We start from the raw sequence: 21315 nt of genomic DNA, 5'->3' as shown, positions 1-21315 counted from the left end.
GGCCAGCGTGGTTAACGGGGCGCCCAGGATCAAAAGCCAGAGCCAGAGCCAGAGCCAGAGCCAGAGCCAGATCAAAAGATGGCTGACTTCGTCAGCGTCTTGGGAAGTAGAAGCTACACCGCGCGTGCCCTAGCGATCAGGTCGGCTTTTAGGCCGCCTCGCTTTGCTTTTGATCCTGGGCGCCCCGTTAACCACGCTGGCCGAACGCAGGCTTGAAGCCGTGGGTAACCCGGCAGGACGCCGGGTTAGCCGCCCCGCGCCATGGATGGCGCGTGGCGGCGGCCCACGGATTCAAGCCGGAGTGAGGGCACACCGAGCCTAAGCGAGGTGCCAAGTGGTGGGGTAAAAGCGTTTTGCTTACTTTTGCGCTGTTCAAAAGTGAGCCGCCGTCAGGCGGAACCATAGGAGGCCGTTACCGAAGAAATGGATATGTACTCGGTCTAATCCAACACCCCAGAGGCCCAGAGGTACAACGTCGCACCACAGTTGTGTAGATACCTATGCCGCGATTGGCGAGATTGGCGCGACGCGGTATGTGCGCAAAATCCGCTTATCGTTCATCACGAGCAAGCTTTGCTCCTACCACACGCACACCGCCCGGCACCTATCGTCCTGATAGCTGGAGTCAAACCGCCCAACCCCCTAGAATCCCCGCACGATTAAAGGAGACGACTTCATGCTGATGGTGATTTCCCCCGCCAAGACCCTCGATTACCAAACACCGCCGGCCACCCAGCGCTTCACCCAGCCGCAATACCTCGATCATTCCCAGGAACTGATCCAGCAGTTGCGCGAGTTGAGCCCGGCGCAGATCAGCGAACTGATGCACGTTTCCGACAAGATCGGCGGCCTCAATGCCGCGCGCTTTGGCAGCTGGACCCCGGCGTTCACCCCGCAGAACGCCAAGCAGGCGCTGCTGGCCTTCAAGGGCGACGTCTACACCGGGATGAATGCCCAGACTTTCAGCGAAGCCGATTTCGACTATGCCCAGCAACACCTGCGCATGCTCTCGGGCCTGTACGGCCTGTTGCGCCCGCTGGACTTGATGCAGCCCTACCGCCTGGAGATGGGCACCAAGCTGGCCAACGCCCGGGGCAAGGACCTCTACGCGTTCTGGGGCACGCAGATCAGTGAATGGTTGAATGAGGCGCTGGCCGAGCAAGGCGACGATGTGCTGCTCAACCTGGCCTCCAACGAGTACTTCTCGGCGGTCAAGCGCTGCGCCCTGAATGCCCGGATCATCAATACCGAGTTCAAGGACCTGAAGAACGGCCAGTACAAGATCATCAGTTTCTACGCGAAAAAGGCCCGCGGCATGATGAGCCGCTTCGTCATCCAGGAACGCATCAACGACCCCGCCGACCTCAAGCAGTTCGACCAGCAGGGTTACCGCTACAGCGCCGAGCAGTCGAAACCCGACAGCCTGGTGTTCCTGCGCGACCACGCCGAGGACTGACGCACCCTCCTGGCGCACGGCCCGACCAGCGGTACGTGCGCCCCGCTCCCCTTTCTCCTCTCTGCACGCCATTACGCCATTCTTATGGCGCCAAAAAACCACCACCCCAATGCGCTAACTTTAATTTCACTCGACAAGGGTGATTTTTTTCACTAGTGGCACCATTTTTTTAACCCGGTAGTGGCATAAAACTATCCCCGCCAATTAACTCCCCATTAATAAAGGGCCAAATGGCAAGTGCTATCAATATGAGAGCAGTGCCATCTTTGCCAATATTTCAAGAAATTTCAGAGTGGGGGATGAACGGCCATGAACTATCTGAAAATACGCCGCTCATACCACCGGTAACGATTCTCCATGTCGCTGTAGGAGATAACTTACGCCAAGTGCCAAGCCACTCACCAAGTTGTCACATTGAACTTGGCAGGCTGCACCATTAAACCGGGATAACAGTGAACGACAGGAGACCCCTCACCTCACTATTGCCCAAAGGCCAAGGCTGCGCCCCCCATAAGCGTGCTCAATGCGGGCACCTAAGTGGTTGAGGTTACTGGCATTTTGCCGAACCTCAGGATCACCCGACAGTTGCACCACGGCGCCCCAAAGGACGCCCGGCTGCATATCAGGGCGAGCCAACACAATCAGGCCAAGTTACGCACAACTTGAGTGCACTTATTTAGACACTCGCCACTGAGCATGCCAGTAGAAGGAAGTGCGGTGTTCGCCTGCCGAACTTCCGCGTTAATTACGACCGCTGAACACTATTAACTTCGGCCATTTAATGGCGTGATAAACACAGAGGTAAATGCGATGCGCATCAGCATATTTGGTTTGGGTTACGTCGGTGCAGTCTGTGCCGGTTGCCTGTCTGCACGAGGCCATGACGTCGTCGGCGTCGATGTCGCCAAAGACAAGATCGATATGATCAATGCCGGTCGTTCGCCGATCGTTGAACCGGGCCTGGGCGAGCTACTCGCACAAGGCATCCAGACCGGTCGCCTGCGGGGTACCACCAACTTCGCCGAGGCCATTCGCGACACCGACCTGTCGATGATCTGCGTCGGTACGCCCAGCAAGAAAAACGGCGACCTGGAACTCAACTACATCGAGGCGGTATGCCGCGAGATTGGTTTTGTCCTGCGTGACAAGACCACCCGCCACACCATCGTGGTGCGCAGCACCGTATTGCCGGGCACCGTGGCCAACGTGGTGATCCCGATCCTCGAAGACTGCTCGGGCAAGAAGGCCGGGATCGACTTCGGCGTTGCGGTCAATCCTGAGTTCCTGCGTGAAAGCACGGCGATCAAGGACTACGACCAGCCGCCGATGACCGTGATCGGCGAATTCGACACCGCCTCGGGCGACGTTCTGCAATCGCTGTACGAAGAACTCGACGCGCCGATCATCCGCAAGGACATCGCCGTGGCCGAGATGATCAAGTACACCTGCAACGTCTGGCACGCCACCAAAGTGACCTTCGCCAACGAAATCGGCAACATCGCCAAGGCCGTCGGCGTCGATGGCCGCGATGTGATGGACGTGGTCTGCCAGGACAAGACCCTCAACCTGTCCCAGTACTACATGCGCCCGGGCTTCGCCTTCGGCGGTTCCTGCCTGCCCAAGGACGTGCGCGCCCTGACCTACCGCGCCAGCTCCCTGGATGTCGAGGCGCCGCTGCTCAACTCGTTGATGCGCAGTAACGAGTCACAGGTGCAGAACGCCTTCGACATCGTCGAAAGCCACGACAAACGCAAGATCGCCCTGCTCGGCCTGAGCTTCAAGGCGGGCACCGACGACCTGCGCGAAAGCCCGCTGGTAGACCTGGCAGAAATGCTCATCGGCAAGGGCTACGACCTGAGCATCTACGACAGCAATGTCGAGTACGCCCGGGTTCACGGCGCCAACCGCGACTACATCGAGTCGAAGATCCCCCACGTCTCGTCCCTGCTCAACTCGGACTTCGACTCGGTGATCGACAACTGCGACGTGATCATCCTCGGCAACCGTGACGAGAAGTTCCGCGCCCTGGCCCAGGACGCGCCCCACGGCAAACAGGTCATCGACCTGGTGGGCTTCATGTCCAAGGCCACCAGCGTCAGCGGCCGCACCGAAGGCATCTGCTGGTAAGACAGCCGCGAGCTTCGAGCTTCGAGTTTCAAGCGGCAAGTTCAAAAGCTCTTCACTTGCAGCTTGAAGCTCGAAGCTCGTAACTGACTTTAGGATTGCGATTATGCACAGGCTAAAACACGGCCTACTCCAGGCCGCCGGTTGGCTGTTGTTTTTATGTTTGTTGATGGGCCTGGCCTTGCTGTTGCCCACGTCCACCTTTGACGCCGAGTCCAAGGACTTTATTTTCCTGATTGGCGCCGTGGGTATCTGGCGCTATTCGATGGGTGCCACGCACTTTCTGCGCGGCATGCTGTTTCTCTACGTGGTCTACCCGCACCTGCGGCGCAAAGTGCGCAAACTGGGCAGCGCGGCGGACCCGTCCCATGTATTTCTGATGGTCACCAGTTTTCGTATCGACGCGTTGACCACCGCCCAGGTGTACAGCTCGGTGATCCGCGAAGCCATCGAGTGCGGCTTCCCGACCACCCTGGTCTGCTCGATCGTGGAAATGTCCGATGAGCTGCTGGTGAAAAGCCTGTGGGCAAAAATGAACCCGCCGGCTCACGTCAAACTCGACTTCGTGCGCATCCCTGGCACCGGCAAGCGTGACGGCCTGGCCTACGGTTTTCGCGCCATCTCCCGCCACCTGCCGGACAACCGCGCCGTGGTCGCCGTGATCGATGGCGACACCGTGCTCGCCGAAGGTGTCGTGCGCAAGACCGTGCCGTGGTTCCAACTGTTCGAGAACGTCGGCGGCCTGACCACCAACGAATTCTGCGAAGTGCGCGGCGGCTACATCATGAGCGAATGGCACAAGCTGCGTTTCGCCCAGCGCCACATCAACATGTGCTCGATGGCCCTGTCCAAACGCGTGCTGACCATGACCGGGCGCATGTCGGTGTTCCGCGCCACCGTGGTCACCAACCCGGACTTCATCGCCGATGTCGAAAGCGACTCGCTGCAGCACTGGCGCCTGGGCCGCTTCAAGTTCCTCACCGGTGACGACAAATCCAGCTGGTTCAGCCTGATGCGCCTGGGCTACGACACTTTCTACGTGCCGGATGCCGCGATCAACACCGTGGAGCACCCGCCGGAGAAGAGCTTCATCAAGGCCAGTCGCAAGCTGATGTTCCGCTGGTACGGCAACAACCTGCGGCAGAACTCCCGGGCCCTGGGCCTGGGGATGAAACGCCTGGGTCTGTTCACCTCAGTGGTGCTGTTCGACCAGCGCGTGTCGATGTGGACCTCACTGCTGGGCCTGACCGTGGCGATCATCGCCAGCTTCAAGTACGGCACCGCCTTCATCCTGGTGTACCTGCTGTGGATCGGCATCACCCGGCTGCTCCTGACCCTGCTGCTGTCCTGCTCCGGACACCGGATCGGCCCGGCCTACCCGGTGATTCTCTATTACAACCAGATCGTTGGCGCGCTGGTGAAGATCTACGTGTTCTTCCGCCTCGATCAACAGTCCTGGACTCGCCAGCCCACTTCCCTGACCCGTGACCTGGCCAGCTTTCAACGTTGGTTCAACACCTGGTCGTCTCGGACCATGACCTTCTCCGCCGGCAGCATTTTTGTCGCCGCGCTGTTGCTGATGGTCTGACCCGCCTTGCCTGAATTAACTAGGAAATCGCCCCTATGAATACCGCCGTGAACGTCAACGTAGTGCATGAATCCGAAGCCCAACGCCAACACGCCCGAGTCAAGATCCCGGCCAAGCTGCGCTTCTTCGGCCCGGACCGCACGCCCGTGGAGGCGCGCCTGATCGACCTGTCGGCCGGTGGCCTGAGCTTCAATGGTGGGCAGATCCCGTTCAAGGTCGGTGAGGTGAAAAAGGGGCGGCTGCAGTTTCTGATCGACAACCTTGGCCTGGCCATGGACGTCGAGCTGATGGTCCGTTCGTTCGACCGCCAGACCGGTCGCGTCGGCTGCCAGTTCCAGAACCTGGAACCCCAGGACATCTCGACCTTGCGCCACCTGATCACCTCGCACCTGTCTGGCGATATCGTGACCATGGGCGACGTGCTGGCGACCCTGCAACGGGACAACTTCACCAAGGCGCGCAAGCTCAAGGACGGTGGCAGCGGCATGACCGCCTTCGGTCGCCTGCGGGCGGTGACCTTCAGCGCCGGGATCTTCGTCATTGGCCTGGCGGCGTTCGGCTTCATCCTCAAGTCGGTGTACGGCATGTACTTCGTCAGCCATGCCCAGGCGGGCCTGGTCAGCGTGCCGGGAATGAACGTCACCATGCCCCGCGATGGCACGGTGCAGAGCCTGGTGCAAACCGACGGCGTGGCCGCCAAGGGCGCGCCCCTGGCGACCTTCAGCACCAGCATGCTCGACGTACTCAAGGGCCATCTGGACGAAGACCAGTTGCAGCCGGCCAAGGTTGAGGAACTGTTCGGCAAGCAGATGACCGGCACCCTCACCTCCCCCTGCGACTGCACCGTGGCCCAGCAGATGGTTGCCGACGGCCAGTACGCCAGCAAGGGCGACGTGATCTTCCAGTTGGTGCCGCGCAACAGCCAGGCCAACGTCGAGGCGCGCTTCACCTATCGCCAGTTCGCCGACGTGCGCCCAGGCACCGCAGTGAACTTCCAGGTGGCCGGCGACGACGAACTGCGCAGCGGCAAGATCGTCAGCAGCACCAGCCTCAACAGCGCCGACCTGTCGTCCGACATCCGCGTGCAGATCAAGCCTGACGCCCCCCTGGACAGCACCTTCGCCGGCCGCCCGGTGGAAGTCAGCAGCGACCGTGGTCCGTCCCTCAACTGGCTGATCGACAAAGCCATGGCCAAAGGTCTTTAAGCGGAGGACATGCCTGTGATCACGCCCCCATTCCAAAGAACACCGCAGCCTCTGTGGGAGCGAGCCATTGTGGGAGCGGGCTTGCCCGCGAAAGCAACGCCTCGGTCCGCCAGGCACACCCAACCATGCCCATCGCGGGCAAGCCCGGCTCCCACAAAAGCCTATTTGCACAAGGGTTATGCGTTCTGCGCACTGGCCCTGGCCATCGGCCTCAGTGGCTGCGCCGGCCTGCCCGACCAGCGCCTGGCCAATGAAGCCTTGAAGCGTGGCGACACCGCGCTGGCGCAGCAGAACTATCAACAACTGGCCGAGCTGGGTTACAGCGAAGCCCAGGTTGGCCTGGCCGACCTGCAGGTGGAAACCCGTGACCCGGCGCAGATCAAGGCCGCCGAAGCCACTTACCGGGCTGCCGCCGAAATCTCGCCACGAGCTCAGGCCCGTCTGGGCCGCCTGCTGGTGGCCAAGCCGGGTTCCAGCGAAGCCGAGCAGCACGAAGCCGAAGGCCTGCTGAAAAAGGCCTTCGCCAATGGCGAGGGCAATACCCTGATCCCCCTGGCGATGCTGTACCTGCAGTATCCCCACAGTTTTCCCAACGTGAACGCGCAGCAGCAGATCAGCCAATGGCGCAGCGCCGGTTACCCGGAAGCCGGCCTGGCCCAGGTGCTGCTGTATCGCACCCAGGGCACCTACGACCAGCACCTGGATGACATCGAGAAAATCTGCAAAGTGGCGCTGAGCAGCACCGACATCTGCTACGTCGAATTGGCCACGGTCTATCAGAAACGTGCCCAACCCGAGCAACAAGCTGAACTGCTCAAGCAACTGCAGGCCGGCTTCAGCCGCGGCACCGTGTCGGCCCAGCGCATGGACAGCGTGGCACGGGTCCTGGCGGATGCCAGCCTCGGCACCCCGGACGAAAAAACCGCCCAGACCATGCTGGAGCAGATCGCCCCCGCCTACCCCGCCGCCTGGGTCAGCCTGGCCCAGTTGCTCTACGACTTCCCTGAACTGGGGGATGTCGACAAGCTGATGGAGTACCTGGAAAACGGCCGCGCGGCCGACCAGCCACGGGCCGAACTGCTGCTGGGCAAACTCTACTACGACGGCAAGTGGGTGCCGGCCGACGCCAAGCAGGCGCAATCCCACTTCCAGAAAGCCGTGGGCCGAGAAGTCGCCGCCGACTACTACCTCGGCCAGATCTACCGCCGGGGCTACCTGGGCCAGGTCTATTCGCAAAAAGCCCTGGAGCACCTGCTGACCGCTGCGCGCAATGGCCAGAACAGTGCCGACTTCGCCATCGCCCAACTGTTCTCCCAAGGCAAGGGCACCCGGCCCAACCTGCTCAACGCCTATGTTTTCAGCCAACTGGCCAAGGCCCAGAACACCCCGCAAGCCACTGAGCTGGCACAGACACTCGAAGCCCAATTGCCGCCCGCGCAACTGGCCGAGGCGCAACGCCTGTTGCAACAGGAACAGGCAATCCGTGGCGCCGTAAGCCAGACCCCCTTGAACGTGCAGGCCCTGCAAGAAGATGGTGAGGAATCCCTATGAAGTTGAATCCCTTTGTAAAGGCTGGCATCGGCCTGAGCTTCGCCCTGCTGTGGTCCTGCCCGACCCTGGCCGCGATGACTGATACCAAGCACATGGGCCTGGACGTGAAGATCACCGGTCAATCCGAAGACGACCGCGATCTGGGCACCGCGCCTGGCGGCGACGTCAACGGCGTGGGCCTGGACCTGCGTCCGTGGGTCTATGGCGAAAGCGGCAACTGGAGCGCCTACGCCATGGGCCAGGCCGTGACCTCCACCGACATCATCGAGACCGACACCCTGCAGCAGTCCGACACCGAAGGCACCCAGGGCAGCAACGACGACGGTCGCAAGAGCAAGAAGAACTACCTGGCCATGCGCGAGTTCTGGGTCGCCTACGGCGGCCTCACTCCTTACCCCGGCGAGGTTCTCAAGTTCGGTCGCCAACGCCTGCGCAACGACGACGGGCAATGGCGCGACACCAACATCGAAGCGTTGAACTGGGCCTTCGACACCACCCTGTTGAAAGCCAACGTCGGGATCGCCGAACGCTTCAGTGAATACCGCACCGACCTCACCGAACTGGCCCCCCAGGACAAGGACCGCCTGCATGTGTTCGGCGATGTCGCAACGCAATGGACACCGGGGCAATGGGTCGGCCTGCGCGCCCATCACACCCATGATGACGGCAAGCTCGATTACCCGACACCGGGCGAGGCGAGCGACGCCAGCGACAAAAAACAGAATGGCGACCTGAGCTGGGTCGGCCTGGAAGCCAACAGCGACGCTTACAACTGGCGCAATACCAATACGGTCAATTACTGGGCCAGCGTCACCGGCATGTCCGGCGAGCGCGACACGGTCAACCCGCTCAACGCCGATGGCAGCCACCCGGCCGAGGCCAAACGCAGCGGCGATGTCGATGGCTGGGCCACCGACCTGGGGGTGCGCCTGCGCCTCGATCCGAAGTGGCAGGTCGGTGCCGCCTACGCCCGTTCCAGCGCCGACTACGAGCAGAACGGCCTGCAGAGCAACCGTTCCAACTACACCGGCACCCGCGCCCGAGTCCACCGTTTTGGCGAGGCTTTCCGTGGCGAAATGAACAACATGCAGAGCGCCACCCTGTTCGGTTCCTGGATGCTCCAGGACGACTACGACGCCAGCCTGGTCTACCACAAGTTCTGGCGCGTCGACGGCAACAAGCCGGTCGGCAGCAACGGCATCAATGCCGTGGACAACAACTACGACGACGTCACCGGCGCGCTGCTGTCGAGCACCTCGCTGCCGCTGGAAGACGGTAACAAGGACCTCGGCCAGGAAGTCGACCTGGTGGTCACCAAGTACTTCAAGCAAGGCTTGCTGCCGGCCAGCCTGAGCAAGTCGATCGACGAACCGGCGGCGCTGGTGCGCTTTCGTGGCGGTGTGTTCAAGCCCGGCGATGCCTACGGCAACCAGGTCGACTCGTACATGCACCGCGCGTTCGTCGACGTGATCTGGCGCTTCTGATGCGAGCCGCCAAGGGAGTGCCCCGGATGAACAACCCTGCGATCAACCTGTTGGCCGCCGCCCTGCTGCTGGCGGGCAACGCTGCGTTCGCCAGCGTCGAGCCTGGCTCGCCGGTGGGCAAAAGCCAGCCGGTGACCGTGGCCAAGGAGCTGCAACAGGCCAAGACCTACACCGTCAGCAGTGCGCCGACGGCGCCCCTGGAACTGGCGGCACCGACGCTGCCCGACCTGTCCGGCTACACCGCGCAAGCGGTGGAAGCCAAGATCGTGCGCAGCAAGGCCGGCAAGGTCAGCGTGCGGCGGATGATGCAGGAAAACGCATTGAAGGACTTCATCGGCGGCGACAACAAGATGGCCGAATGGGTGGTGCGCCAACACGGCATCCCCCAGGCGATCTTCATTGACGACGGTTACCTCAACCTCAAGGACCTGAGTAAAAAACTGCCCAAACAGTACTTCAGCGAAACCTCGCCCGGGGTGTTCCTGGCCCGCTTGCCGATCGTGGTCGGCGCCAAGGGCATCCTCGATATCGACAAGCAGACCCAAGAGTTGCGTTTGTCCGAGGAGGCCGGTTCGTTCCTGGTCAACGACGGCCAGCTGTTTGTGCGCGACAGCAAAATCACCGGCTGGCGCGAATCAACCAACGGCCCGGCGACCTTCCGCTCGCCCAAGGAATTCCGCCCGTTCCTGCTGGCCTGGGGCGGCACCCAGACCTACATCGTCAACAGCCAGATGGCCAGCTTCGGCTACGCCAACAGCAAGTCCTACGGGGTGAGTATTTCCCAGTACACGCCGAACATGGCCAAGGTGCTCAAGCGTTCGGAACCGAGCGGCTGGATCATCGACTCCGAATTCTCGGACATGTGGTACGGCTTCTACTGCTATGAAACCCGCGACTTCGTGGTCAAGGGCAACACCTACAAAGACAACATCGTCTACGGCATCGACCCCCATGACCGCTCCCACGGGCTGATCATTGCCGACAACACCGTGCATGGCACCAAGAAGAAGCACGGCATCATCATTTCCCGGGAAGTCAACGACAGCTTCATCTTCAACAACCGCAGCTACGACAACAAACTGTCGGGGCTGGTGATCGACCGTAACAGCGTCAACAACCTGGTGGCCTACAACGAGATCTACCGCAACCACACCGACGGCATCACCCTCTACGAGAGTGGCGACAACCTGCTGTGGGGCAACAAGGTGATCAGCAACCGGCGCCACGGCATTCGCATTCGTAACAGCGTGAACATCCGCCTCTACGAAAACATCGCCATGGCCAACGGCCTGACCGGGGTCTACGGCCACATCAAGGACCTTTCCGACACCGACCGCGACATCAAGCTCGACCCGTTCGACGCCCAGGTGTCGCTGATCGTGGTCGGCGGTGAGCTGGCCGCCAACGGCAGCGGACCGCTGTCCATCGACTCGCCGCTGAGCGTCGAGCTGTACCGGGTGTCGATGCTTGCCCCGACCAAATCCAGTGGCATCAGCTTCTCGGGGATCCTCGGCGAACGCCAGGACGAAATCCTCGACCTGCTGGTGCGCCAGCAAAAAGCCGTGCTGATCGACCCCGTCGAACGCCAGACCGAAATGCGCGACTGAGGATGACATTCATGAAACCCCACTTGATCAAACTGCTCAGCCTCACCGGCCTGGCCGCCGCCCTGTTCAGCGTCAGTGACGCGGCCAGCGCCGATGCGGCCAAGGCACCGAACTTCAGTGCCGAGCCGTGCTGCAACCTGTGCCCCGAAGCCCATGACGCGAAAAACTACACCACGCGTTACCAACAGAACTTCACCACCCTGGTGCAAGCCCAGGGCGATTGGCTGTTCCGTACCCAGGAAGACCTGCGCACCGAATTCACTACCACGCCGGCAGGCTTTCGTCGCCTCAAGCAACTGCGCGAAGCCTTCAAGAGCAAGGGCATTGAACTGGTGGTGGTCTACCAGCCGACCCGTGGCCTGGTGAACCGCAACAAGCTCAACCCACAAGAGAAGGCCGCGTTCGATTACGACAAGGCGCTGAAAAACTACCAGGGCATGCTCGCGCGTTTTGCCGAGATGGGCTACGTGGTGCCGGACCTTTCGCCGCTGACCAACGAAGCGCTGCCCGAGACCCTGCCCGCGCATGATTTCTACTTCCGCGGTGACCAGCACTGGACCCCTTATGGCGCCCAGCGCACGGCGAAAATCGTCGCCGAGAAGGTCAAGCACCTGCCCGAATTCGCCGACATTCCCAAGCGTGAATTCGAGACCAAGAAGTCTGGGCGCATGGGCAAGACCGGTACCCTGCATAACATGGCCGGGCAACTGTGCGGCACCAGCTACGCCATCCAGTACATGGACCAGTTCACCACCGAGCCCAAGGGCGAGGCGGCGGACGGTGACCTGTTCAGCGATGCCGGCAACCCACAGATCACCCTGGTCGGCACCAGCCACAGCGGCAAGAACTACAACTTCGCCGGTTTCCTGGAAGAGGCCATCGGCGCCGACATCCTCAACGTTGCCTTCCCCGGCGGTGGCCTGGAAGGTTCGATGCTGCAGTACCTGGGCAGCGAGGAGTTCCAGAAAACCCCGCCGAAGATCCTCATCTGGGAGTTCTCGCCGCTGTATCGCCTGGACCAGGAAACCATCTACCGCCAGATGATGGCCCTGCTCGATAACGGCTGCGAAGGCAAGGACGCGCTCCTGAGCAGCAACTCGACCCTCAAGCCGGGCAAGAACGAGTTGATGGTCAACAGCAAGAACATGGACCTGCGCAACAGCAGCCATCAGATCGACATCCGCTTCGCCGACCCTTCGGTGAAAACCCTGCAAGCCACCCTCTGGTACATGAACGGTCGCCACGAGGACATCAAGATCGACAAACCGGAAACCTCCGACACCGACGGTCGTTTCGCCTTTGAACTGCGCACCGACGAAGACTGGGCCACGCAGAACCTGCTGGCCGTTGAAGTCCAGGGCCCGCAAGCGGGTGCTGCGCCACAGAAAGTCGAAGCGAAAATCTGCAAACGCAACGTATTCCCGAGCGCTGGGCAACGTACCGCCCAGGTCGGGCAATGAGGTCTGCCATGCACAACCGAAAACTGCACAGCCGTTTGGCGCCCGCCCTGCTCAGCCTGGCGCTGTTCGCCGGCGCCACGCAGGCCGCCGCGCCGCTGCGTCCGCCCCAGGGCTATCTGGCCCCGGTGGAGAAATTCAAGACTGGCGACAGCAAGAGCAATTGCGACGCCACGCCAACGCCCTACACCGGCGCGCTGCAATTTCGCAGCAAATACGAAGGCTCCGACAAGGCTCGCTCGACCCTCAACGTGCAATCGGAAAAAGCCTTTCGCGACGCCACCGCCGACATCACTCGCATCGAACGGGGCACCAGCAAACAGGTGATGCAGTTCATGCGTGACGGTCGTGCGCAACAGCTCGAATGCACGCTCAACCAGTTGAGCGCCTGGGCCAGCGCCGATGCCTTGATGTCCAAGGACTTCAACCACACCGGCAAGTCGATGCGCAAATGGGCGCTGGGCAGCATGGCCTCGGCCTACATCCGCCTGAAGTTCTCCAGCTCCCAGCCGCTGGCGACTCACCAACAGCAAGCGCAACAGATCGAGGCCTGGTTCAGCCGAATGGCCGACCAGGTCGTCAGCGACTGGGACAACCTGCCGCTGGAAAAAACCAACAACCACTCGTACTGGGCCGCCTGGTCGGTGATGGCCACTGCCGTCGCGACCAACCGCCGCGATCTGTTCGACTGGTCCGTCAAGGAATTCAAGGTCGCTGCCAACCAGGTCGACGCCGAAGGTTTCCTGCCCAACGAACTCAAGCGCCAACAGCGGGCACTGGCCTACCACAACTACGCCTTGCCGCCGCTGGCGATGATCGCCAGCTTCGCCCAGGTCAACGGTGTCGACCTGCGCCAGGAAAACCAGGGCGCGCTCAAGCGCCTGGGCGACCGGGTACTCGCCGGGGTCAAGGACCCGGACGAGTTCGAGGACAAGAACGGCCAGGAGCAGGACATGACCGACCTGAAAGTCGACTCGAAATTCGCCTGGCTCGAACCCTACTGCTCGCTCTACACCTGCACGCCGGATGTGCTGGAGAAGAAGCGCGAGATGCAACCGTTCAAGACCTTCCGCCTGGGGGGTGACCTGACCAGGGTCTACGACCCGAGCCATGAGAAGGGCAAAGGCTCTTAAGACCAACACGAAACCTTGTGGGAGCGGGCTTGCCCGCGATAGCGGTGTATCAGTCGACATCTTTGGTGAATGTCAGACCGAATCGCGGGCAAGCCCGCTCCCACAGTGAAGGTGTCGCCCTCCAGATTCTCATGGGGGGTTTGGGGGGGCCGTTGGCCCTTGAATGTGAGTTCAACTAGGAGAGATCGGGATGGTATTTTCATCCAACGTGTTCCTGTTTTTGTTCTTGCCGATCTTCCTCGGCTTGTACTACCTGAGCGGGCAACGCTATCGCAACCTGCTGCTGTTGATCGCCAGCTACGTGTTCTATGCCTGGTGGCGAGTGGACTTCCTCGCGCTGTTCGCCGCCGTCACGCTGTGGAACTACTGGATCGGCCTCAAGGTCGGTGCCGCCGGCGTGCGCACCAAGCCGGCCCAACGCTGGCTGCTGCTGGGCGTGGGCGTGGACCTGTGCATCCTCGGCTACTTCAAGTACGCCAACTTCGGCGTCGACAGCATCAACGCCATGATGACCTCGGTAGGGCTTGAGCCATTCATCCTGACCCACGTGCTGTTGCCGATCGGGATCTCGTTCTACATCTTCGAGTCCATCAGCTACATCATCGACGTCTACCGTGGCGACACTCCGGCGACCCGCAACCTGATCGACTTCGCGGCGTTCGTGGCGATCTTCCCGCACCTGATCGCCGGTCCCGTGCTGCGTTTTCGCGACCTCGCCGACCAGTTCAATCACCGCACCCACACCCTCGATAAGTTCTCCGAGGGCTGCACGCGGTTCATGCAGGGTTTCATCAAGAAAGTGTTCATCGCCGACACCCTGGCGGTGGTCGCCGACCATTGTTTCGCCCTGCAGAACCCAACCACCGGCGACGCCTGGCTCGGGGCCCTGGCGTACACCGCGCAGCTGTACTTCGACTTCTCCGGCTACAGCGACATGGCCATCGGCCTGGGCTTGATGATGGGTTTCCGCTTCATGGAAAACTTCAAGCAACCGTACATCAGCCAGTCGATCACCGAGTTCTGGCGGCGCTGGCACATCAGCCTGTCGACCTGGCTGCGCGACTACCTGTACATCACCCTGGGCGGCAATCGCAAAGGCACCCTGACCACCTACCGCAACCTGTTCCTGACCATGTTGCTCGGTGGCCTGTGGCATGGCGCCAACATCACCTACATCGTCTGGGGGGCCTGGCACGGCATGTGGCTGGCGATCGAGAAAGCCATCGGTCTCAACACCTCGCCGCACAGCTTCAACCCGATCCGCTGGGCCCTGACTTTCCTGCTGGTGGTGATGGGCTGGGTGATCTTCCGCGCAGAAAACCTGCATGTCGCCGGGCGGATGTACGGCGCCATGTTCAGCTTCAGCGACTGGTCGCTGTCGGAGCTCAACCGCGCCAGCCTCACCGGCCTGCAAGTGGCAACCCTGGTGGTGGCCTACGCGACCCTGGCGTTCTTTGGCCTGCGGGATTTCTACCGCAACCGCCCGGCAGCCCCTCACGGCACAACGGCCAACATGGCACCCGGCGCCGATGCCCTGGTGCTGGCGGGTGGCACGGTGGCGGTATGGCCACGCTACGCCATGCGCGCCCTGGTCCTGCTGCTGTTCCTCGCCTCCATCCTGAAACTCTCGGCGCAAAGCTTCTCGCCGTTCCTTTACTTCCAGTTCTGAGGGATCTGACCATGACCCGCTCATTACGCGTGTTCTACATCGCCCTGTTCCTGGTGACCCTGATGGTCCTGGGCCTGTGGTCGGTACGCAGCTTCTTCGGCTTCAGCACCAACGCCGAGGCGACCGTGCTCAACGGTCGCTGGAGCAAGGCCGTGGAAACCCACTACGACGAGCAGTTCCCGATCAAGCGCCTGGGCACCAACCTGTGGGCCGCGCTGGACTTCAAGCTGTTCAACGAAGGCCGTCCGGGCGTGGTGCTCGGCCGCGATCAGTGGCTGTACAGCGATGAAGAGTTCAACCCGATCGTCAACGAAGAGCTGAACCTGCAAGGTAACTACGCGCTGGTCGAAGGCGTGCGCCAGACCCTCAAGGCGCGCGGCGTGCAACTGGTGATGGCGGTGGTGCCAGCCAAGGTGCGCCTGTACCCGGAACACCTGGGCGAGGTCAAGCCGGCGAGCATCCACGCCAACCTCTACCAGGACTTCCACCAGCGCCTGGCCGCCGACCGAATCCCGGCCCCGGACCTGCTCGGCCCGCTGCAAGCGGCCAAGCAGAAGGGCCAGCAAGTGTTCCTGCGCACCGACACCCACTGGACCCCGGAAGGCGCCGAGATCGCCGCCAACCGTCTGGCTAACACCATTGCCGACAAGTACCCGTTGAGTGGCGAGCCACAGCGCTTCGTCACTGAACCTGCGGAGAAAATCTCCCACAAGGGCGACCTGCGCCTGTTCCTGCCGCTGGACCCGCTGTTCGAAAACCTGATGCCGGCGCAAGAGTCGCTGCAAAAGCGCAACACCGTGGCAGCTGTCGACCAGCCTGCCGGTGACGACGCGCTGTTCGCCAACAACGAAGTGCCGGTGGCCCTGATCGGCACCAGCTACAGCGCCAACCCCAGCTGGAATTTTGTCGGTGCGCTCAAGCAAGCGCTGAACAGCGACGTGGTGAGTTACGCCGAGGACGGCCACGGGCCGATCCTGCCGATGCTCAGCTACCTGAAAAGTGACGACTTCAAGAACAGCCCGCCCCAGGTGCTGATCTGGGAGTTTCCTGAACGTTATCTGCCCGTGAACAACGAAATCGGCGACGCCGACCCGCAGTGGGTCGCAGAACTCAAACAAGCCGGTGCGCGCCAACAGAACGTAGCCGCAAACACTCAATCCGAGACGCCCGACCGGGCGCAAAACTGAAAGAGGTAACTCCCATGACTTGCACTTCCAATCCTCGTCGTCTCGCCAAGACCTTCGCCCTCGTTGCCGGCATGAGCATGCTGTCGATGTCGGCGTTCGCCGGCGATGCCGCCCTCTACGGTCCCGTCGCACCAAAGGGCTCGAGCTTCGTGCGCATCTACAACGCCAGCAACGCCGAAGTCAGCGCGACGGTCGGCAGCACCAACCTGAGCGAAGTCGCGCCGTTGGCCAGCAGTGACTTCAGCTTCATGCCCGGCGGCGACTACAGCGCCAAGGTCGGCAGCCAGACCCTGCCGGTGAAGCTGGCCGCCGATCACTATTACACCCTGGTCAACAACGCCAGTGGCCAGCCGCAACTGATCGAAGAACCGCCGTTCAAGAACAAGCAGAAGTCCCTGGTGCGGGTGCAGAACCTCACCGACAAGCCCCTGACCCTGAAGACTGCCGATGGCAAGACCGAAGTGGTCAAGACCGTCGCCGCCAAGGGTCGTGGCGAGCGCGAGATCAATCCGGTGAAAGTCAGCCTGGCGCTGTACGACGGCGAGAAAAAAGTCGGCGACCTCAAGCCCGTCGCCCTGGAACGCGGTGAAGCCGCGGTGCTGTACGTCACTGGCAACGGCAGCAGCCTGTCGCCCGTCTGGGTGAAACGCCCGGTGTCGACGCGCTGATGAATTCGTCCGATTGACCCATTTCCCTGTGGGAGCGGGCTTGCCCGCGATGCAGACGACTCGGTGAAGCAGATGCACCGGGTTGATGCCATCGCTGGCAAGCCAGCTCCCACAGGTACCGAGGTGTCAGTTGGGACACGGAACAAGAACAAGAGTGAAACGACACAGCGTTCGTAGCTCTATCCAAACGATTTTCGAGGAGTAACACCATGATTCCAGTGATCTTGTCAGGTGGTAGCGGTTCACGTCTCTGGCCGCTTTCGCGTAAACAGTTCCCCAAGCAGTTCCTCGCCCTGACCGGTGAACACACGCTGTTCCAGCAGACCCTCGAGCGCCTGGTGTTCGACGGCATGGACACACCGATCGTGGTCTGCAACAAGGACCACCGTTTCATCGTCAACGAGCAACTGAGCAACCGCAAGCTGGAGGCCCAGCGCATCCTCATGGAGCCCTTCGGGCGCAACACCGCACCGGCCGTGGCGCTGACCGCGATGATGCTGCTCAACGAAGGTCGCGACGAGTTGATGCTGGTGCTGCCGGCCGACCACGTGCTCGAGGACCAGAAAGCCCTGCAACGCGCCCTGGCCCTGGCCACCGTGGCCGCCGAGCGCGGTGAGATGGTGCTGTTCGGCGTGCCGGCCACTAAACCTGAAACCGGCTATGGCTACATCAAGTCCTGCAACGATGCGCTGCTGCCCGAAGGCGTCAGCCGGGTTTCGCACTTCGTCGAAAAACCCGACGTCAAGCGCGCCACCGAGTTCGTCCAGGCCGGGGGCTACTTCTGGAACAGCGGCATGTTCCTGTTCCGCGCCAGTCGTTTCCTCGAAGAGCTGAAAAAGCACGACCCGGACATCTACGACACCTGCCTGCTGACCCTTGAACGCAGTGAGCAGGATGCCGACACCCTGACCCTCGACGAAGCCACCTTCGCCTGCTGCCCGGACAACTCCATCGACTACGCGGTGATGGAAAAAACCCAGCGCGCCTGCGTGGTGCCGCTGACCGCCGGCTGGAGCGATGTCGGGTGCTGGTCGTCGTTGTGGGACGTGCACGAGAAAGACAGCAACGGCAACGTCAGCAAGGGCGACGTGGTGATCCAGGACAGCCGCAACTGCATGATCCACGGCAACGGCAAACTGGTGTCGGTGATAGGCCTGGACAACATCGTCGTGGTCGAGACCAAGGACGCCATGATGATCGCCCACAAGGACAAGGTCCAAGGCGTCAAGCAGATGGTCAACACCCTCAACGAACAGGGCCGCAGCGAAACCCAGAACCACTGCGAGGTCTACCGGCCCTGGGGCTCCTACGATTCGGTGGACATGGGCGGGCGTTTCCAGGTCAAGCACATCTCGGTCAAGCCGGGCGCCTGCCTGTCGCTGCAGATGCACCATCACCGCGCCGAACACTGGATCGTGGTCAGCGGCACCGCCGAAGTGACCTGTGATGAAAACGTGTTCCTGCTGACCGAGAACCAGTCGACCTACATTCCGATCGCCTCGGTGCATCGCCTGCGCAACCCGGGCAAGATCGCGCTGGAGATCATCGAGGTGCAATCGGGCAGCTACCTGGGCGAGGACGATATCGAGCGGTTCGAGGATATCTACGGACGCTCAACGCCGCTTGAGCGTGGGGTGTCGGTGAAAACTATCGCGCAGTAATCACGGGCAACAAACCAGCCTCCGTCCAGCCGACTGCGTCCCCTATCCGCAGTGGGTTGGGCGGGGGCTTTTTTGCATCCCCAGCCAGCCTGGTCGCCAACCTCCCCTACGCTTAGGTAGGATGCTGTTTCCCGCTTGCGAGGTTTGCTCCATGTTCATCGGCGTTCTGTTGGTCATCACCTGGTTGATTCTGTTGTTGCGTTATCCGGCCAAGGCCTTGCCGGTGTCATTGGCGGCGGCGCTTGGATTGGGCTTGGTGGCTATCTGGGTGGTATGGCTGGACAACCGCGAGGTCAAGCAACTGGCACGCCTGGAGTTGCGCATCAGCTACGCCCCCGAGCAGTGCCCGGCAGACCGTCCGTTGCTGCTGAAAATGAACAACGGCAACGCTGTGCCCCTGACCGAATTGCGGTGGCGGATCGGCGCCTATGCACCGGGCGATACGGTCAACCTGGCGGACAATCAATACGCCGCACCGCGCTACCGTGGCCCAGGTGAATTGCAGGCCGGGGCCAACTGGCAAGACTGCCTGCCGATGCCGCCGCTGCGCCCTGGCTATCGTCCACAAACGCTGGAGTTTCGTGCCGAGCGTTTACAAGGTAGCTTCTCCGACTGAATCCCCTTCTCTGCTGATTGCACAAGGATCGCGCCATGCCCATCGCGTTAATCACCGGTTGTTCCAGTGGCATCGGCCGCGCCCTGGCCGATGTGTTCAAACAGGCCGGTTACCAAGTCTGGGCCACTGCGCGCAAGGCTGAGGATGTGACGACCCTCGCCGCCGCCGGTTTCACCGCCGTGCAGTTGGACGTCAACGATGGCCCGGCACTCGAGCAACTGAGCGAACAGATCAACCAGCAGCATGGCGGCCTGGATGTATTGATCAACAATGCCGGCTATGGCGCCATGGGGCCGTTGCTCGATGGCGGGGTGCCGGCCATGCAGCGCCAGTTCGAAACCAACGTGTTCGCCCTGGTCGGCGTCACCCGTGCGCTGTTCCCGCTGTTGCGCCACAACAAGGGCCTGGTGGTGAATATCGGCAGCGTGTCCGGGGTGCTGGTCACCCCGTTTGCCGGCGCCTACTGCGCCTCCAAGGCCGCGGTACATGCCTTGAGCGACGCGCTGCGCATGGAGCTGGCACCGTTCGGCATTCGGGTGCTGGAAGTGCAGCCGGGGGCGATTGCTTCCAGCTTTGCGAAAAATGCCGGGGCTGAGGCCGAACAGTTGCTCAACCAACAGTCACCCTGGTGGCCGCTGCGCGAAGGCATACGGGCGCGGGCCAAGGCGTCCCAGGACAAGCCGACCGCCGCCAGCGAGTTCGCCGCCGACCTGCTCAAGGCCGTGCAGCAAGACCGACCACCGCGCCTGCTGCGCCTGGGCAACGGCAGCCGCGCCCTGCCACTGCTGGCGGGGTTGCTGCCCAAGGGCTTGCTGGAGTCGGTGTTGATGAAGCGGTTTGGCTTGCGCGGGCAGCTCTGAAGCTCGAAAAGCATCGCGGGCAAGCCCGCTCCCACAGGAGAGGTTTAGGGCTTGCCCGCGATGGCCTCCGAACAGGTACCCGCCAACCTCAACTCCAATCCTTCATGAAATCAATAAACGCCCGCACTTTCAGCGGCAGGTGCCGGGTGTCCGGGTACAAGGCATACACCCCCTGCAGGGCAAACCGGTGATCGGGCAACAAGCGTTGCAATCGACCCTGCTGCAGATCCTCGGCAACCAGCCATTCAGGCAAAATCGCCACCCCCTGTCCGGTCAGGGCAAATGCCCGCAGGGTGGCCGAGTTGTCGGCGATGATCGCGGTTTTCCCAGGCAGCGGTTGATAGACATGCTCAGTGCCCGCGGGGTCGGTGACCGTCAACTCGGGCACCCGGCCATGCCCCAGGGTCGGCAGTGCCTCCAGCTCGGCCAGGCGGGTCACTGGCCCGTGGCGATCGAGCAGCGTGCGCGTCGCCACCGGGTAAATCTCGAAGGTCGACAACTGCACGGCGCGCAGGTTGGAGTCGTGCATACGCCCCAGGCGAATCGCCACGTCAAACCGTTCGGAAATCAGGTCGGCATGGGTCGAGGACGTCGACAAGTGAATGTTCAACTGCGGATGCTCCTGGCGAAACACCTCCAGCGCGCCCACCACCTGGGCCAGGGCAAATTCCAGGGTGGTGGTGATTCGCAGCGTGCCCTTGAGCTGGGTGTGCTCGGAGCGCGCCTCCTCGATCGCCAGGCGCGCTTCATCCAGGGTGCGCAGGCAGCGCAGATAAAAACGCTCACCGGCATCGGTCAGCGCCAGTTGCCGGGTGCTGCGGGTCAGTAGAGTTACCCCCAACTCGGCTTCCAGACGCTTGAGATTGAAGCTGACCACCGCCCGGGTCTGCCCCAGCAGATCGGCCGCTGCGGTCAATGAGCCGGCCTCGACGACGGCCTTGAAGGTATCAAAACGGTCCAGGCTGACCATGGTGAGGGCATTCCTTGTCAAAATAATTTTGACAAACTAGCAGGCAAACCAGTGTTTCTCTAGCACTTGCAGCGCACTA

Annotated in this window: 16 protein-coding genes; 15 read left to right on the top strand and 1 reads right to left on the bottom strand. The window is 61.9% G+C overall.

Going from position 1 to position 21315, the window contains the following annotated elements; all coding sequences use genetic code 11:
• Positions 1–676 precede the first annotated feature (676 nt).
• The 15 genes from yaaA (at position 677) to PspS04_RS04560 (ending at position 20266) form a co-directional block, all read left to right on the top strand.
• Complete coding sequence (gene yaaA / locus PspS04_RS04630) at positions 677–1456, top strand: peroxide stress protein YaaA (RefSeq protein ID WP_159993900.1); 780 nt, start codon at positions 677–679, stop codon at positions 1454–1456.
• Positions 1457–2266: 810 nt separating this feature from the next.
• Positions 2267–3583: a nucleotide sugar dehydrogenase gene (locus PspS04_RS04625; protein ID WP_159993898.1), complete on the top strand. Its 1317-nt coding sequence runs from the start codon at positions 2267–2269 to the stop codon at positions 3581–3583.
• A 103-nt stretch (positions 3584–3686) separates the two neighbouring features.
• Positions 3687–5168 (top strand): mannuronan synthase, encoded by a 1482-nt coding sequence (gene alg8, locus PspS04_RS04620; protein ID WP_095171938.1) that lies wholly within the window; start codon positions 3687–3689, stop codon positions 5166–5168.
• Between the two features lie 35 nt (positions 5169–5203).
• Entirely contained in the window at positions 5204–6373 is a 1170-nt protein-coding gene (locus PspS04_RS04615) for an alginate biosynthesis protein Alg44 (protein WP_159993896.1), read from the top strand.
• Positions 6374–6538: 165 nt separating this feature from the next.
• Positions 6539–7924: an alginate biosynthesis TPR repeat lipoprotein AlgK gene (gene algK / locus PspS04_RS04610; protein WP_194240663.1), complete on the top strand. Its 1386-nt coding sequence runs from the start codon at positions 6539–6541 to the stop codon at positions 7922–7924.
• The gene (locus tag PspS04_RS04605) at positions 7921–9408 is read left to right on the top strand and encodes an alginate export family protein (RefSeq protein WP_159993892.1); all 1488 of its coding nucleotides are present in this window, start codon (positions 7921–7923) and stop codon (positions 9406–9408) included. The genes algK and PspS04_RS04605 overlap by 4 nt, the downstream gene beginning before the upstream one ends.
• A gap of 26 nt (positions 9409–9434) precedes the next feature.
• Positions 9435–11015, top strand: a complete 1581-nt coding sequence (gene algG, locus PspS04_RS04600) for a mannuronan 5-epimerase AlgG (RefSeq protein WP_159993890.1) — start codon at positions 9435–9437, stop codon at positions 11013–11015.
• Positions 11016–11026: 11 nt separating this feature from the next.
• Positions 11027–12475 carry an alginate O-acetyltransferase gene (locus PspS04_RS04595; RefSeq protein WP_095171929.1) on the top strand — a complete coding sequence of 483 codons (1449 nt, stop codon included), beginning with the start codon at positions 11027–11029 and terminating at the stop codon, positions 12473–12475.
• Positions 12476–12483: 8 nt separating this feature from the next.
• Positions 12484–13605: a mannuronate-specific alginate lyase gene (locus PspS04_RS04590; protein WP_095171927.1), complete on the top strand. Its 1122-nt coding sequence runs from the start codon at positions 12484–12486 to the stop codon at positions 13603–13605.
• A gap of 190 nt (positions 13606–13795) precedes the next feature.
• Entirely contained in the window at positions 13796–15274 is a 1479-nt protein-coding gene (locus PspS04_RS04585) for an MBOAT family O-acyltransferase (protein ID WP_159993889.1), read from the top strand.
• Between the two features lie 11 nt (positions 15275–15285).
• Complete coding sequence (locus PspS04_RS04580; RefSeq protein WP_159993887.1) at positions 15286–16461, top strand: alginate O-acetyltransferase; 1176 nt, start codon at positions 15286–15288, stop codon at positions 16459–16461.
• A gap of 14 nt (positions 16462–16475) precedes the next feature.
• Entirely contained in the window at positions 16476–17129 is a 654-nt protein-coding gene (locus PspS04_RS04575; RefSeq protein WP_095171922.1) for an alginate O-acetyltransferase AlgF, read from the top strand.
• 209 nt (positions 17130–17338) lie between these two features.
• Complete coding sequence (locus PspS04_RS04570) at positions 17339–18790, top strand: mannose-1-phosphate guanylyltransferase/mannose-6-phosphate isomerase (RefSeq protein WP_095171920.1); 1452 nt, start codon at positions 17339–17341, stop codon at positions 18788–18790.
• 151 nt (positions 18791–18941) lie between these two features.
• Complete coding sequence (locus tag PspS04_RS04565) at positions 18942–19406, top strand: multidrug transporter (protein WP_159993885.1); 465 nt, start codon at positions 18942–18944, stop codon at positions 19404–19406.
• Positions 19407–19441: 35 nt separating this feature from the next.
• Complete coding sequence (locus PspS04_RS04560) at positions 19442–20266, top strand: SDR family oxidoreductase (RefSeq protein WP_159993883.1); 825 nt, start codon at positions 19442–19444, stop codon at positions 20264–20266.
• Between the two features lie 88 nt (positions 20267–20354).
• Here the strand turns inward: PspS04_RS04560 and PspS04_RS04555 are convergent, their stop codons facing one another.
• Positions 20355–21236, bottom strand: coding sequence for a LysR family transcriptional regulator (locus PspS04_RS04555; protein ID WP_095171915.1), 882 nt, complete (start codon positions 21234–21236; stop codon positions 20355–20357).
• Positions 21237–21315: the final 79 nt, after the last annotated feature.

This window comes from Pseudomonas sp. S04, from assembly GCF_009834545.1.
Lineage (GTDB): Bacteria > Pseudomonadota > Gammaproteobacteria > Pseudomonadales > Pseudomonadaceae > Aquipseudomonas.
The sequence above is the reverse complement of the archived record's forward strand: the minus strand, read 5'-3'. Positions and strand labels throughout refer to the sequence as shown.